The organism is Limnohabitans sp. MMS-10A-178 (assembly GCF_003063375.1).
GTDB lineage: Bacteria > Pseudomonadota > Gammaproteobacteria > Burkholderiales > Burkholderiaceae_C > Limnohabitans_A.
The window spans coordinates 120,930-136,405 of record NZ_NERY01000003.1 but is presented as its reverse complement, the minus strand read 5'-3'; the positions used below and the strand labels follow the sequence as shown (position 1 = coordinate 136,405).

Genomic DNA, 15,476 nt, shown 5'->3' with positions numbered 1-15,476 from the left:
TCTCAGCGGGCGATAAGGGGGCGATAAGGGGGCGATAAGCGTTCGATAAGCGTTCGATAAGCGGGCGGCGCCCCCTGATGGACTTCAATAGTCGCCGCTGTCGCTGCCCGATGCCAAGCTCTCAAAGCGAGTGAGTGGTTTCAAGAAGGTTAAGCGAACGGCGCCCGTGGGGCCATTGCGCTGCTTGCCAATGATGATCTCGGCCACGCCTGGGTCTTTGGAGTCTTTGTTGTAATAGTCATCACGGTAAATGAACATGATGATGTCGGCGTCTTGCTCAATGGCACCCGACTCTCGCAAGTCGCTCATCATGGGGCGCTTGTCGGTTCTTTGTTCAACACCGCGATTGAGCTGAGACAAAGCAATGACTGGACATTGCAACTCTTTGGCCAACATTTTGAGGCCCCGAGATATTTCGCCCAACTCAGTGGCCCGGTTGTCGCCATCAGAGCCTGATGAGCCGCTCATGAGTTGCAAATAGTCAACCACAATCAAACCCAACTTGCCACACTTGCGAGCCAAACGGCGCGCGTTGGCACGCAGTTCACTGGTCGTCAGACCCGGTGTTTCATCGATGTGCAATGACACCGTTCGAAGTCTTTCAATGGCGTCTGTGAGGCGTGGCCATTCTTCATCGGAAAGCTTGCCCGTGCGCAAGTGGCCCTGGTCAATTCGGCCAATGGAGCCCACCACACGAACGGCCAATTGAGCAGCCCCCATCTCCATGGAAAACACAGCCACTGGCAATCCTTCATTGAGCGCCACGTGTTCGGCAATGTTGATGGCAAAGGCCGTCTTACCCATGGAAGGTCGCGCAGCGATCACCACCAAGTCACCGGCCTGCAAGCCTGAGGTCATGCGGTCTAGATCGTAGAAACCGGTGGGCACACCCGTGATGTCATTGGGGTTGTCGGCCATCTCTTGCACGCGGTCCATGAGATCGACCACCAAGGTGTCCATCGACTGAAAGCCCTGCTTCATGCGCGAGCCTTCTTCACCGATGTTGAAGATTTTTTGTTCAGCCTCGTCTAAGATTTTTTCGACGGCGCGGCCTTGTGGGCTGAATGCGTTAGTGGCAATTTCGTCGCTGGCCGTGACCAACTTGCGCAGAATTGATCGCTCTCGCACAATTTCAGCATAACGGCGAATGTTGCTGGCGCTGGGCACGTACTGGGCCAAGGAGTTCAAATAAGCCAAGCCACCCATGCCTTCGGATTTGCCTTGGTTTTGCAAATGCTCGTAGACCGTGATCACATCTGCAGGCTTTGACCCATTGATCAAAGCCGCAATGGCTCCGAAGATCAGCTTGTGTTCGTGTCGATAAAAATCGTTGTCAATGAGCAAGTCGCCCATTCGATCCCAGGCCGAATTGTCAAGCAACAAACCTCCCAACACACTCGACTCAGCCTCAATGGAGTGCGGCGGGACGCGCAGCTGCGCAATTTGTTGATCTTGACTAACGGCGCTAAATCCAAGATCGGATTCAGAGAGAGATTGGGGCGAAAAAAGTGCTGACATGGACATTCAATGTGTAGACCCCGATCTTACGCATGACAGGCCATTTGGTCATTGGACAAGCCTGTGGATAAGTCCTTGGTAAGTGCATCAATTCTTGTGCATAAACCAAATAAGGGGCCAGAAACTAAAAAGCCGCTTGTCGCAAACTTCATGCGACAGGCGGCTTTGGGGGAGAGCTTGAAATTAAGCTGTTTCGCCGTAGACAGAAACAGTTACTTCAACCACCACGTCTGTGTGCAAAGCCACAGCCACGGAAGATTCGCTCACCATTTTGATAGGACCGTTGGGCATGCGAATTTGTGACTTAGCCAAGGCGTAGCCTGACTTGTTCAACTCTTCCGCAATGTCGTGGTTGGTGACGGAACCGAACAAACGGCCATCAACGCCAGCTTTCTGAGTGATCTTGACCACTGCGCCAGCCAGTTTTTCACCTTGAGCTTGCGCTTCGGCCAATTTGGCAGCAGCGGCTTTTTCGAGTTCAGCACGGCGTGCTTCAAACTCGGCTTTGTTGGCTTCAGTGGCGCGACGTGCACGACCGCTGGGGATCAAGAAGTTGCGAGCGTAACCGTCTTTCACTTTAACGATTTCACCCAAATTGCCAAGGTTCACAACCTTATCGAGCAGAATGATTTGCATGGTTGTTCTCCTTAAACTTTGTGCTGGTCGCTGTAAGGCAACATGGCCAAGAAGCGAGCGCGCTTGATGGCTGTGTTCAATTGGCGCTGATAAATGGCGCGTGTGCCTGTCAAACGAGCGGGAATGATTTTGCCGTTTTCGGCGATGAAGTCGCGCAATGTGTCGACGTCTTTGTAATCAATCTCTTCCACGCCTGTGACTGTGAAGCGGCAGAAACGCTTGCGCTTGAACAGCAATGACTGGGTGTTGCGCTTGGGGCGCTTGTCTTTGTTGAATTTTTTGAAAGTGGCCATGGGGCCTCCTGAAAATTAAAGTGTCTTGAATTCTTGAATATGCAGAATCACATTTTTTCCGTTTTTGGGTGTGGCCAAAAACCCGCTGAATTTCCAAACGCTGCCAATGGGCTGGGTTTGAATTCGCTCTGCAACAGATCCGATGGCAACAGCTTTCACTGTGGCTTTGACCTGTCTGAGAACTCCCGCTTCTTGCATGCTAGAGCTGTGCTCTAGGACCAAGTCAATGACTGGTAATCCAGCCGGTGTGTATCGAATTGCTTTTTGCTCTGCGATACCAGCGGTTAATTCAAGGTGGTTTTGTTCCGTCACTCCTGTTAACGAATGTGATTAGCCTGCAAACTCGGCTTGTTGGGCTTTGCGAGCTTCTTCGCGCTCGACTTGTTTCATCATGGAAGATGGGCCTGTTTCGGCTTTCTTCTTGAGAACAGTCATGTGGCGCAAAACGGCATCGTTGAACTTGAAGGCGTGTTCGAGTTCGGCCATCACAGCCTGATCAGCTTCAATGTTCACGCACAAGTAGTGGGCTTTGCCCAACTTGTTAATTTGGTAGGCCAACTGGCGGCGACCCCAGTCTTCGACACGGTGAATTTTTCCACCGCCGGCAACAATCATGCCTTTGTAACGCTCCAGCATGGCTGGAACTTGTTCGCTCTGATCCGGATGAATCAGCAAAATGATTTCGTAATGACGCATTGAAACTCCTTTTGGGTTTTTACCTTTGAGGTATTGAAAAAAGCTACCCCCAGCGTCGGACGGGGTGCAGCAAGGCTAAGCCCGCTATTATAGCCTAGGAATTAGAGGCCTGGGAAGGGGTTTTGAGAGGGTGAATCTTGTCCTGCGAGCGATTCGGGGCGGTCTGGCCAAAACAAACTTCCCAAGAAAATAGCCAAAAATCCAACAGGCACTCCCAAAATGCCAGCAGATATGGGCTGGATTCCTAAAAAAAGGCCAGTTTCAGCGGTCCAATCGAGAGCAATTCGAACAGTAGGTGCGTTCAGAATCATGTAGCAAAGCGTGGTGGCCAAGCCCAGCAACATTCCCAAAACAACCCCTTTTCGGCTTGCACCTTTCCAGAAAATTCCCATGATCATGCCCGGGAAGAAGGCAGATGCCGCCAAAGAAAAAGACGCCGAGACCAAGGCCAAAATTTGCGCTGGCTTCCAAGCTGCCACCATGGCGGCACACATGGCCACGGCCAGCAAAGCAAACTTCGACAAAATCACTCGCCCCTCTTCTGTCTCAATGCCGTTTTTGGTACCCAAGCGCATGTCGTGAACAAACGCATTGCTGATTGTCAAAAGAAGGCCGTCAGCTGTAGACAAGGCCGCGGCAAACCCGCCTGCTGCCACCAATCCTGAAATGACGTAAGGCAAGCCTGCCATTTCGGGACTGGCCAGCATGATCATGTCGGCCCCCAACTTAAGCTCGCCAAACTGCAAAACACCATCGCGGTTGACATCGGACACTTCCACCAAAGCACTGTCGACACGCGCCCACTGGGCAAGCCAATGGGGTAATTCTGAAAAAGAACTGCCCACCAAATTATTCATGACCTCAAACTTCACAAGCACCGCCAATGCAGGCGCGCTCAAATACAAGATGGCAATGAACAGCAACGACCAAGCCACAGACAAGCGCGCTTCAGACTCATTTGGGACGGTGTAGAAGCGAGTGAGCAAATGTGGCAAGCCAGCCGTACCGGCCATCAAGCAAAAAATGAGTGCCACAAAATTGATTCTTGAGTGCTGGTAAATTTCTTGCTCTTGGGGGGTGCCATCAGGGTCCCCCTGGAAAGGCTTGCCATGAAGCGGCATGCCCCCTAAAACTTGAGATCGCTCAACATTCTCTTGCAAGGCTTTTTGCCACACCTCTTTGGCCGATGCCGCATTTTTAGGCAATGCTTGCAACTCTCGCCGAACTTGCGCAATGACCGAATACTCGGCATTTTGAAGTTTCAAATCGCGTACTTTTTGCTCTAGGCTTTGCCGCTCTTTGAGCAAGGACTCTTCAACATTTTCAAGTTTGGCGCGCAACGCTTCTGCGCGGCGGGCATACTCTTGGCGGACTGCCAACTCCGACGGATCGGCAATGAGTTTTTGCTCGAGTTCTGCAATTTTAGAAATTTGCGAGCCATACGCCAATGGTGCCCAAGGCGTTCCCAATTGTTTGTAGGCCAGCCACGACACTGGAATTAAAAATGCTATGAGCAAAATGATGTATTGGGCCACTTGAGTCCAAGTGATGGCTCGCATTCCGCCCAAGAAAGAACACAGCAAAACACCACCCAGTCCGAGCAAAATACCGATTTCAAACTGCACACCCGTGAGACGTGACGCAATGAGGCCAATGCCATAAATTTGTGCCACCACATAAGTGAATGAACACAAAATGGCTGCCCAAGCCGCCAACAGCCTTGGCCACCGACCGCCAAAACGTTGACTGAAAAAATCGGGCAAGGTGTACAAGTTCATGGCCCTTAAATGGGGAGCGATGAGCAAAGCCACCAAGCAAAATCCACCTGTCCACCCCATGACATATGCCAAGCCGCCGGCTTGACCGCCAGTGCCCGAAAAGCCTTGTAAATAAAGCGCGCCAGCCAAACTGATAAACGATGCCGCACTCATCCAATCGGCAGCGGTGGCCATGCCGTTGTAAAAAGCCGGGATGCGCCTGCCAGCCACATAATATTCTTCAGCATCTGAAGTGCGCCCCGCGACACCTATCAGGGCATAAATCATGACCGTCGAGAAAAGGAAAATGGGGCCAATCAAATTTCTGGAAAGTCCCTCATGTTCCGCCCACCCCATGACACCCAGCAAAAAAAGCAGCAACACCACGTAAATTAAAACGTTGCGATGTAAGCGCCATTGGTAGGCGGCATACTTTTTCTGGAAGGATGTCTCTGACTTCAATCTGCTTTTCCTAGCTGCATCCAGGTTTCAACCACTGTGTCTGGGTTCAAAGAGATGGAGCTGATGCCCTGTGACATGAGCCAGCGCGCAAAGTCGGGGTGATCGCTGGGCCCTTGACCGCAAATGCCCACATACTTGCCCTGGCTCAGGCAAGCTTGGATGGCTTGGGAAATCAAGGTTTGCACCGCCAAATCGCGCTCGTCAAAATCTGCCGCAAGCAACTCCAAACCAGAGTCTCGGTCTAAGCCCAAAGTGAGTTGCGTCAGGTCGTTAGAGCCGATTGAAAATCCGTCAAAGAACTCTAAAAACTTTTCAGCCAAGATGGCGTTACTAGGCACTTCGCACATCATGATGACTTTCAAGTCGTCTTGGCCACGTTGCAGGCCGTGTTTGGCCAAGAGCTGAGTCACGCGATCGGCCTGTCCCAAGGTGCGCACAAAAGGAACCATTACCTGCACATTGGTGAGGCCCATCTCACCTCGCACTCGCTTGATGGCTTGGCACTCCATGGCAAATGCTTCACCAAAGTCTTGGCTGATATAACGCGCCGCCCCACGAAAGCCCAGCATGGGATTTTCTTCCTCGGGCTCGTAGCGGCTACCGCCAATGAGTTTGCGGTATTCATTGCTCTTAAAGTCTGACAAGCGAACAATGACAGGCTTGGGCCAGAACGCGGCTGCAATGCTGGCCACGCCTTCGGTTACTTTGTCGATGTAAAAAGCCTTGGGTGAAGCGTGCCCACGGGCAACGGATTCCACCGCTTTTTTCAGATCAGCATCGATGTTGGGGTAGTCCAAAATGGCTTTGGGGTGCACACCAATGTTGTTGTTGATGATGAACTCCAAGCGCGCAAGGCCCACACCTTGATTGGGCAGCTGGGCAAAATCAAATGCCAGCTGCGGGTTGCCAACGTTCATCATGATCTTGGTTGCAATATCGGGCATGGTGCCGCGAATAACCTCGGTCACTTCGGTTTCTAGCAAGCCGTCGTAGATGCGACCTGTGTCGCCCTCTGCACAACTGACCGTGACCAGCGTACCGTCTTTCAAAAGCTCGGTGGCATTGCCACAACCCACCACAGCTGGAATGCCCAACTCGCGAGCAATGATGGCCGCGTGGCATGTGCGCCCTCCTCGGTTGGTCACAATGGCGCTAGCGCGCTTCATGACCGGTTCCCAATTGGGATCGGTCATGTCAGTCACCAGCACATCGCCTGGCTGCACTTGGTCCATTTCGGAAATGCTGTGAACCAGACGGACTGGGCCAGTGCCAATTTTTTGGCCAATGGCTCTGCCCTCCGCCAGAACGGTGCCCTTGCCTTTGAGCTTGTAGCGCAATTCGGCTGTGCCCTTAGACTGACTTTTCACAGTCTCTGGGCGGGCTTGCAAAATGTAAAGCAGGCCATCGGTGCCGTCCTTGCCCCATTCAATGTCCATGGGGCGGCCATAGTGCTTTTCAATCACCATGGCATATTGCGCCAGCTGGGTAATGTCGGCATCGGTGAGCGAGTAACGGTTGCGCAACTCCATGGCCACATCAACGGTTTTGACCAGCTTGCCTGAGGCGGCTTTTTCCTCGGGCGTTGAGAAAATCATTTGGATGAGCTTGGAGCCCAAATTGCGCCGTATGACCGCATTTTTGCCAACAGCCAACATGGGCTTGTGCACATAAAACTCGTCGGGGTTGACGGCGCCCTGCACCACCGTTTCGCCCAAGCCATAACTGGAAGTGATGAACACCACTTCTTCAAAACCGGTTTCGGTGTCAATGGTGAACATGACGCCAGCTGCCCCTAAGTCGGAACGCACCATGCGCTGCACACCGGCAGACAAGGCCACTTCTGCGTGCGCAAAACCTTTGTGCACGCGGTAACTGATGGCGCGGTCGTTGTACAAAGAGGCAAACACCTCTTTCATTTTGTGCAAAATGTCTTCAATGCCCACCACGTTCAAGAAGGTTTCTTGTTGACCGGCAAATGAAGCGTCGGGCAAATCTTCGGCGGTGGCTGATGAGCGAACCGCAAAAGATGCTTGCGGATTGCCCGCGCTGAGGACGGCAAACTGATCTCGAATGGCTTTTTCAAGGTCGGCAGGGAAAGGCTGAGCCTCCACCATCTGCCGAATTTCAGCACCCACCACCGACAAAGCTCGAACGTCCTCCACATCCAAAGCATCCAACTTCTGATTGATCCGATCGACCAAGCCATCGTGCTTTAAAAATGCCCGAAAAGCATGCGCGGTGGTGGCAAAACCTGTAGGCACGCGAACACCGTTGGGCAATTGAGAAATCATCTCGCCCAAGCTGGCATTTTTACCGCCCACAGACTCAACATCGGTCATCCGAAGTTGTTCGAAGGGCACGACCAAAGCGTCCTTTGCAAAGAGGTTAGACATAAAAACTCCAAAGTTAAAAAGCGGCACTTTCAGCCCGAACCAACTTCCAGAGTCTTGATTGTTTTTAGACGTGACTTCTGGACGCCAGCAGGCGATAGATAATGAATGAGATTTTAGGACGCAAGTCAGGCAACACAAGGTTAAAATTTCAACAATGCCCAACAGAACCGTTTTTTTCATCTCCGACGGCACCGGAATTACAGCCGAGACCTTTGGCAAGGCCATCTTGGCTCAATTTGAGATGAAAACACGCTACATCCGCCTGCCCTTTGTTGACAGTGCAGACAAAGCGCACCAAGCCGTGCGGCAAATCAATCACACCGCTGAAATTGAGAACATCAAACCCATTGTGTTCACCACCTTGGTGAACATGGAAGTGCTTGACGTGATTCGCGAGGGTTGCAAGGGCATGTTGCTTGACATGTTTAGCACCTTTGTCCACCCTCTGGAAGAAGAGTTAGGCATCAAATCGCATCACCGAGTCGGTCGTTTTTCGGATGTCAGCAAAAGCAAGGACTACCACGATCGCATTGAGGCCATCAACTTCTCACTGGCCCACGACGACGGCCAGTCCAACCGAGATTTGGAGCAGGCAGAAGTGATCTTGGTCGGTGTGAGCCGAAGTGGCAAAACGCCCACCAGCCTTTACTTGGCCATGCAACACGGTTTGAAAGCAGCCAACTACCCCCTCATTCCCGAAGACTTTGAGCGCAAGCAATTGCCCCCAGCCTTGGTGCCCCATCGAAAAAAGATTTTTGGCCTGACCATACATCCCGATCGGCTTTCAGAAATTCGCTCAGAAAGACGCCCCAACTCCAAGTACGCCAGCTTAGAAAACTGCCGACATGAAGTGGCCGAAGCCGAGTCGATGATGCGCCGCTCTAGCATTCGCTGGCTTTCAACCACCACCAAGTCGATTGAGGAAATTGCCACCACCATTCTTCAAGAAATCAAACCTGAGCGTTTGATTTATTGATTAGCGCAATGTATTGGCAAGTTTTTCGGCGCTGCGTTGCGCCACTGCCATGTCACGGGCCTCCACCATCACACGGACCAATGGCTCGGTGCCACTGGGCCTAATTAGAACGCGGCCGGTATCGGCCAACTCAGCTTCCACTTCTTTCAAGGCTTGCGCCAACTGGGGGCTATCTTTCCAATTTTGGTCTTTGGCCAAACGCACATTGATGAGCACCTGAGGAAACAACACCACATCGCTTAACAACTGGGCCATGGTTTTGCCAGTGGCCACACAGGCCTGCAGCACTTGCAAGGCACTGATCAGGCCATCGCCCGTGGTGTGCTTGTCTAGGGCCAATAAGTGGCCAGAGCCCTCGCCGCCCAACAACCAACTGTTCTCTTGCAAAGCCTCTAGAACGTAGCGGTCTCCCACTTTGCTGCGAATGAAAGGGATGTTTTTATTTTTAAGGGCAACTTCTACAGCCATGTTGGTCATGAGTGTGCCCACCACACCCGCAACCACTTCATCGCGCGCGAGTCGGTCGGTAACCATCAAATAGAGCAACTCATCGCCGTTGTACAAACGCCCCGATTTGTCGACCAATTGCAGTCTATCGGCATCGCCATCTAGGGCAACGCCATAGTCGGCTTGATGCGCTTTGACAGCCTCTACCAGGGCTTCAGGGTGGGTTGCACCCACGCCCTTGTTGATGTTCAAGCCATCGGGCGAACAACCTATGGCAATGACATCGGCGCCCAACTCATGAAAAACTTTGGGCGCAATTTGATAGGCAGCACCATGGGCGCCATCCACCACAATCTTCATGCCCTTTAAAGTGAAGTCGTTGCTGAAAGTACTTTTGCAAAATTCAATGTATCGGCCCGCTGCATCGTCTAAGCGCTTGGCCTTACCCAGTTCGGCAGAAGTGACCCAAACTGGTGGCTCGTCCACCAAGGCTTCAACCGATAGTTCCCAAGCATCACTGAGCTTGGTGCCCTTGGCACTGAAAAATTTGATGCCGTTGTCGTCATAGGGGTTGTGGCTTGCACTGATTACCACGCCTAAGGAAGCACGCTGTGCGCGGGTAAGGTAGGCCACTGCTGGCGTTGGCACTGGGCCCAACAAAACCACGTCAACCCCTGCAGAGTTAAAGCCAGATTCCAGCGCACTCTCCAACATGTACCCAGAGATGCGGGTGTCTTTGCCAATTAACACCACCGGGTGGTCTTCTTTTTGTCGCAAAACGCGTCCAACCGCGTGGGCCAATCGCATGACAAAGTCTGGCGTGATGGGCGCTTGCCCGACCGTGCCGCGAATGCCATCGGTTCCAAAGTATTTTCTGGTCATGGTTGTTGTTCTTTTTGGGATCTTCTGAAGATGGCTCGATTTTAATTCTTCAAAGCCTGCCAAACACGCAAGGCCTGCACTGTTTCTTTCACATCGTGAACACGAACCACGGAAGCGCCATTTTGAACGGCAATGAGCGCGGCAGCCACGCTGGCACCCACCCTGTCTTGGGCATCGGGCGCATTTCCTTGGATGGCCGTCATTTTGCCCAAGCTACCCTTGCGAGACCACCCAGCCAGCACAGGAAAGCCCAAGGTCAAAAGCTCAGACTGGCGCTGAAGCAGACTTAAATTTTGGGTCAGTGTTTTGCCAAAGCCCACACCAGGATCCAAAACTATGCGACTGGTTTGCACACCACAATCCATCAAGGCAGAAACTTGCTGCGACAAGAAGTTTTTAATGGGTTCAAGCACATCGCCCGCCATGGGTTGCTCAAGCATGGTTTGGGGGTCTCGGTGCATGTGCATCAAGCAAACTCCACATTGGCCATGTTGGGCTACCACTTGCCTAGACCCAGCTTGCCGCAATGCCCAAATGTCGTTGACGATGTCGACCCCCAAGTCCAATGCGGCTTGCATCACCTCGCTTTTGTAGGTGTCGATCGAGATGGGAACATGCCAAGTGACGGCCTCCCGCAAAAAGGGCAAGACACGGCTCAACTCCTCCTCCAAACTCACTGGTGCCGCTCCTGGACGTGAAGATTCGCCGCCAATGTCCAAAATATCAGCACCCTGCGCCAACAGGGCTTGTGCATTTTCAAGCGCCAAGGACAGCGCACTGTGGCGACCCCCATCGGAAAATGAGTCGGGCGTGAGATTGACGATGGCCATGACCTTGGGTTGAGACAAGTCAATCTTGAAACGGGAAGTTTGCCAAATGGGCTGGGACATGGCTTTGAAAATGAACAACGGGGCCGAAGCCCCGTGTGTGTTTAGTATCAAGCCGCGTTGGGCTCAGGATCTACTTTGACGGCAGGTGGAGCACCCGCATCGTCGCTGCCGGAAGGTGGAATGCGGGGGGTCCAATCTTTGGGTGCTTTGGGTTCGCGGCCGGCCATGATGTCGTCCAACTGCGTGACATCAATGGTTTCCCACTCTAGCAAGGCCTTGGCCATGGCGTGCATCTTGTCGCTGTTTTCTTCAATCAAACGACGCGCCAAGTTGTACTGCTCATCGATGATGCGGCGCACTTCAGAATCAACCTTTTGCATGGTGGACTCAGACATGTTGGTGGTCTTGGTAACAGAACGACCCAAGAACACTTCGCCTTCGTTTTCAGCGTAGACCATGGGGCCCAAGGCCGTGGTCATGCCATAACGCATGACCATGTCGCGGGCAATTTGGGTGGCACGCTCAAAGTCGTTGCTGGCACCCGTGGTCATTTGCTTCATGAACACTTCTTCGGCAATACGGCCACCAAACAACATGCTGATTTGGTTCAACATGTATTCGCTGTCGTAGCTGTAGCGGTCTTTTTCGGGCAGGCTCATGGTGACACCCAAGGCACGGCCGCGAGGAATGATGGTGACCTTGTGAACAGGGTCGCACTTGGGCAAAAGTTTGCCAATGAGGGCGTGGCCCGACTCGTGATAAGCCGTGTTGCGACGCTCTTCTTCGGGCATGACCATGCTCTTGCGCTCTGGGCCCATCAGAATTTTGTCTTTGGCTTTTTCGAAGTCTTGCATTTCCACAACGCGGGCGTTGCGGCGAGCTGCCATGAGGGCAGCTTCGTTGCACAAGTTGGCCAAGTCGGCACCGCTCATGCCAGGTGTACCGCGGGCAATGACGCCGGGGTTCATGTCTTGGCCAATTGGAATTTTGCGCATGTGCACAGCCAAGATTTGTTCGCGGCCGCGAATGTCGGGCAATGTGACATAAACCTGGCGATCGAAACGACCTGGGCGCAACAAAGCGGCATCCAAAATGTCGGGACGGTTGGTGGCAGCCACCACAATCACGCCCAAATTGGTTTCGAAGCCGTCCATCTCGACCAGCATCTGGTTGAGAGTTTGCTCGCGTTCGTCGTTGCCGCCGCCCAAGCCAGCACCGCGCTGGCGGCCTACGGCGTCGATTTCGTCGATGAAAATAATGCAAGGCGCATTTTTCTTGGCGTTCTCGAACATGTCGCGAACACGGGCAGCACCCACACCCACAAACATTTCTACGAAATCAGAACCAGAAATACTGAAGAAAGGCACCTTGGCCTCGCCAGCAATGCTCTTGGCCAGCAATGTTTTACCGGTACCAGGTGGGCCTACCAACAACAAGCCTCTGGGAATTCTGCCGCCAAGTTTTTGGAAACGCTGGGGGTCTTTCAAGAAGTCGACCACCTCTTTCACTTCTTCTTTGGCTTCGTCGCAACCTGCCACATCGGCAAAGGTAACTTGATTGGCGTTTTCGTCAAGCATGCGGGCTTTGCTTTTTCCGAAGCTAAAGGCACCGCCTTTGCCACCGCCCTGCATTTGGCGCATGAAATAAATCCAGACACCTATGAGCAAGAGCATGGGGCCCCAGCTGACCAGCAGGCTCATGAGGAGCGAGCCTTCTTCGCGAGGCTTGACGTCGAACTTCACGCCATTGGCAATGAGGTCGCCCACCAAACCACGATCGAGGTAAGTGGCCGTGGTTCTGATGCGGCGGTCGTCTGTGGTGACAGCCACAATTTCTGTACCGCCCTGACCTTCTTGAATGGTGGCGGTTTTGATGCGGTTGCTTCGGACTTCTTCTAGGAAGTCGGAGTAACCCATAAAGCCAGACCCCACACTTGAGCGGTTGTCAAATTGTTTGAATACAGTGAAAAGCACCATGCCAATCACAAGCCATACGGCAATCTTGGAAAACCAGGGGTTGTTCAAGAAGAGCTCCCATCTAAACGTCTAATTGGTATTCATTCTAGGCTTTTGAAAGCCCATCGGGCTAAAAATTTCTTGACTTGGCCTTAAATCTGCAGGGAAATTTGGTCTCAAGAGCCTTTATCGCAACAGTCAAAGCAAGGCAGGCCTGTTTTTGGGTTCAATTCCAACCAAAAACTGCTCTGAAGATTTGTCGCGCGAAGCTTTGGGCTTGATGGGCTTGACCACCTTGAAAGACTCCTTGAAGAGCTTCACCAACTGGCTGTAGCCGCTGCCATGGAACACCTTGACCACCAAGGCCCCCTGGGGTTTGAGGTGCATCTGGGCAAATTCAACCGCCAATTCAATCAGATGCGAAATACGAGCGGCATCCACAGAATCAATGCCCGACAGGTTGGGCGCCATGTCTGACACCACCACGTCCACAGGGCGATCGCCCACAATGGCTTGAAGTTGGGCCAACACATCTGCTTCCGTGAAGTCGCCTTGAATGAAGTGAACGCCCTCCACGGGCTCCATGGGCAGCAGATCAACAGCCAGAATGGTGCCGTTCAAATCGCCGGCTGCTGCTCCCTGAGGCGATAACCTGCGCCGCACATATTGGCTCCACGCCCCCGGCGCTGAGCCCAAGTCGACCACCAAATTGCCCGGCTTGATGAGACCAAAGGTTTCGTCAATCTCCTTCAATTTGTAGGCAGCCCTCGCCCTGTAGCCCTCTTTTTTGGCCAATTTGACGTAGGGGTCATTGACGTGGTCGTTCAACCACGACTTGTTGACTTTTTTACTTTTGGTTTTTACTTTCATGCTCTTCCGTTCAAGCAGGGATAATAGCGCCATGCCTCAAATTCAATTGACTCCCGCCCAACGCAAGGTTCACAGAGCCGAAGCGCACCACCTCGATCCCGTTGTCATGGTTGGCAACGATGGCCTCACGCCTGCCGTTGTCAAAGAAACCGACGCGGCCCTCAAGGCGCACGGTTTGATCAAAATTCGTGTTCTGGGGGACGACCGCGTTGCCCGCGAAGCCATGTTCAACCAATTGGCCGACGACCTGAGCGCCGCCCCCATTCAGCACATCGGCAAATTGCTGGTGCTTTGGCGCCCTGTGCCTGAAAAGGAAAAAACCGTTTCCGAAGATCGCATGGCCGGACCCCGCGATTTTAAGGTCTTGAAATACAGCAGCCGTGGCGGCCAGCGTCCCGAAGTGAAAACTTTGCGTGTTTTGGGCAACCAGCGCCTCACATCGGGCGGTCAAGTCAAGCGCGCCAAAGTGAAGCAAAAGTCCATTAAGAAACGCAATCAAGCCTAACGGGTTACCGTGAGCATGCAGTCAAGCCAACGTCACATCATTTGCATGAAGTGGGGTACCAAATATGGCCCCGAGTATGTCAATCGCTTGTATGCCATGGTTCGCAGACACCTCACGGGTGAGTTCAACATGGTTTGCCTTACCGACAACAGCGATGGCATTAGGAGCGAAGTTCAGTGCTTGCCTATTCCGCCCTTGGACTTGCCACAAGGCATTCCTGAGCGAGGCTGGACCAAGTTGGCCTCATTTGCGCAAGACCTGCATGGCCTGCGTGGCACCGCTTTGTTCTTGGATGTGGACGTGGTCATTGTGGGCAACATGGATGGCTTCTTTGAAGCCCCTGGCGACTTCATGATCATTCACGATTACAAAAGGCCATGGCGCATCACCGGCAACTCTTCGGTTTATCGATATCAATTGGGCGCGCACCCCGAAGTGTTGGAATATTTTCGCAATAACTTCGATACCATTCGCAAGCAGTTCAGAAACGAACAGGCTTACCTTTCTGACTTTTTACACCGCCAAGGCAAGCTGGCATATTGGCCAGCGGCGTGGTGCCCCAGTTTCAAGTACCACAGCATTCCCGCATGGCCCACCAACTATTGGAATGCGCCACAAATTCCACAAGATGCACGCATTGTGATTTTTCACGGCGAGTGCAATCCACCCGACGCTTTGGCTGGCAAGCGAAATCGAAAATTCAGATTCATCAAACCAGCACTCTGGGTGGCAGAGCACTGGAAAGAATAAAAAAGGCGTTAGATGTAAGAGACCGCCACAATTTCGTAGCGCTTCTCACCACCCGGTGCTTGCACCACTGCCACATCGCCCTCTTCCTTGCCAATGAGTGCGCGCGCAATGGGGCTGCTGATATTGATCAAACCCAACTTGAGATCGGCTTCGTCTTCGCCTACGATTTGGTACTTGACCTGCTCACCGGTGCTTTCCTCTTCCAACTCAACGGTGGTGCCAAACACCACTTTGCCACCCGCATCTACTGAAGCGGGATCGATAACTTGAGCGGCAGAAAGTTTGCCTTCAATTTCTTGAATACGACCTTCTACAAACCCCTGACGGTCTTTGGCCGCATCGTATTCTGCGTTCTCGCTCAAATCGCCTTGGGCGCGAGCTTCAGCGATGGCATTGATCACTGAGGGTCGCTCCACCGTTTTCAATTGGTGAAGTTCGGCCTTCAGCTTTTCAGCACCGCGAAGGGTAATGGGAATGGTTGCCACGTGGGTGTCTCCGAGTTTCTT

General features: G+C 52.7%; 15 protein-coding genes. 3 read left to right on the top strand and 12 right to left on the bottom strand.

Translation table 11 applies throughout. The features are described from left to right. Positions 1–84 precede the first annotated feature (84 nt). The 7 genes from dnaB to ppsA form a co-directional block, all read right to left on the bottom strand. Positions 85–1,518 (bottom strand): replicative DNA helicase, encoded by a 1,434-nt coding sequence (gene dnaB / locus B9Z32_RS12365; protein ID WP_108421736.1) that lies wholly within the window; start codon positions 1,516–1,518, stop codon positions 85–87. A gap of 183 nt (positions 1,519–1,701) precedes the next feature. Next, the gene (rplI, locus tag B9Z32_RS12360; protein WP_108421735.1) at positions 1,702–2,154 is read right to left on the bottom strand and encodes a 50S ribosomal protein L9; all 453 of its coding nucleotides are present in this window, start codon (positions 2,152–2,154) and stop codon (positions 1,702–1,704) included. Between the two features lie 11 nt (positions 2,155–2,165). Further along, positions 2,166–2,447: a 30S ribosomal protein S18 gene (rpsR, locus tag B9Z32_RS12355; protein ID WP_055360980.1), complete on the bottom strand. Its 282-nt coding sequence runs from the start codon at positions 2,445–2,447 to the stop codon at positions 2,166–2,168. A 15-nt stretch (positions 2,448–2,462) separates the two neighbouring features. After that, on the bottom strand, positions 2,463–2,759 hold the full coding sequence (priB, locus tag B9Z32_RS12350; protein WP_108421734.1) for a primosomal replication protein N: 297 nt from the start codon (positions 2,757–2,759) through the stop codon (positions 2,463–2,465). An 18-nt stretch (positions 2,760–2,777) separates the two neighbouring features. Continuing rightward, positions 2,778–3,143 carry a 30S ribosomal protein S6 gene (gene rpsF / locus B9Z32_RS12345; RefSeq protein WP_055360982.1) on the bottom strand — a complete coding sequence of 122 codons (366 nt, stop codon included), beginning with the start codon at positions 3,141–3,143 and terminating at the stop codon, positions 2,778–2,780. 101 nt (positions 3,144–3,244) lie between these two features. Next, positions 3,245–5,362, bottom strand: a complete 2,118-nt coding sequence (locus B9Z32_RS12340) for a VC_2705 family sodium/solute symporter (protein WP_233248311.1) — start codon at positions 5,360–5,362, stop codon at positions 3,245–3,247. After that, a complete protein-coding gene (gene ppsA, locus B9Z32_RS12335; protein WP_108421733.1) occupies positions 5,359–7,755 on the bottom strand; it encodes a phosphoenolpyruvate synthase in 2,397 nt (798 codons plus the stop codon). Before ppsA ends, B9Z32_RS12340 begins: the two co-directional genes overlap by 4 nt. A gap of 154 nt (positions 7,756–7,909) precedes the next feature. On the opposite strand from ppsA, the gene B9Z32_RS12330 reads away from it, so the two are divergent. After that, entirely contained in the window at positions 7,910–8,731 is an 822-nt protein-coding gene (locus tag B9Z32_RS12330) for a pyruvate, water dikinase regulatory protein (protein ID WP_108421732.1), read from the top strand. Here B9Z32_RS12330 and glmM read toward each other — a convergent pair whose 3' ends face one another. The 4 genes from glmM to B9Z32_RS12310 form a co-directional block, all read right to left on the bottom strand. Further along, the gene (gene glmM / locus B9Z32_RS12325; protein WP_108421731.1) at positions 8,732–10,060 is read right to left on the bottom strand and encodes a phosphoglucosamine mutase; all 1,329 of its coding nucleotides are present in this window, start codon (positions 10,058–10,060) and stop codon (positions 8,732–8,734) included. A gap of 41 nt (positions 10,061–10,101) precedes the next feature. Continuing rightward, entirely contained in the window at positions 10,102–10,950 is an 849-nt protein-coding gene (gene folP, locus B9Z32_RS12320; protein ID WP_108421889.1) for a dihydropteroate synthase, read from the bottom strand. 47 nt (positions 10,951–10,997) lie between these two features. Next, positions 10,998–12,914 (bottom strand): ATP-dependent zinc metalloprotease FtsH, encoded by a 1,917-nt coding sequence (ftsH, locus tag B9Z32_RS12315; RefSeq protein ID WP_108421730.1) that lies wholly within the window; start codon positions 12,912–12,914, stop codon positions 10,998–11,000. A 129-nt stretch (positions 12,915–13,043) separates the two neighbouring features. Continuing rightward, a complete protein-coding gene (locus B9Z32_RS12310) occupies positions 13,044–13,715 on the bottom strand; it encodes an RlmE family RNA methyltransferase (RefSeq protein WP_108421729.1) in 672 nt (223 codons plus the stop codon). A 31-nt stretch (positions 13,716–13,746) separates the two neighbouring features. Between B9Z32_RS12310 and B9Z32_RS12305 the strand changes: the two genes are divergently transcribed. After that, a complete protein-coding gene (locus B9Z32_RS12305) occupies positions 13,747–14,220 on the top strand; it encodes a YhbY family RNA-binding protein (RefSeq protein WP_108421728.1) in 474 nt (157 codons plus the stop codon). Positions 14,221–14,235: 15 nt separating this feature from the next. Next, entirely contained in the window at positions 14,236–14,970 is a 735-nt protein-coding gene (locus B9Z32_RS12300) for a glycosyltransferase (RefSeq protein WP_108421727.1), read from the top strand. Positions 14,971–14,978: 8 nt separating this feature from the next. On the opposite strand, the gene greA is transcribed toward B9Z32_RS12300, so the two are convergent. Next, on the bottom strand, positions 14,979–15,455 hold the full coding sequence (greA, locus tag B9Z32_RS12295; protein ID WP_108421726.1) for a transcription elongation factor GreA: 477 nt from the start codon (positions 15,453–15,455) through the stop codon (positions 14,979–14,981). Positions 15,456–15,476: the final 21 nt, after the last annotated feature.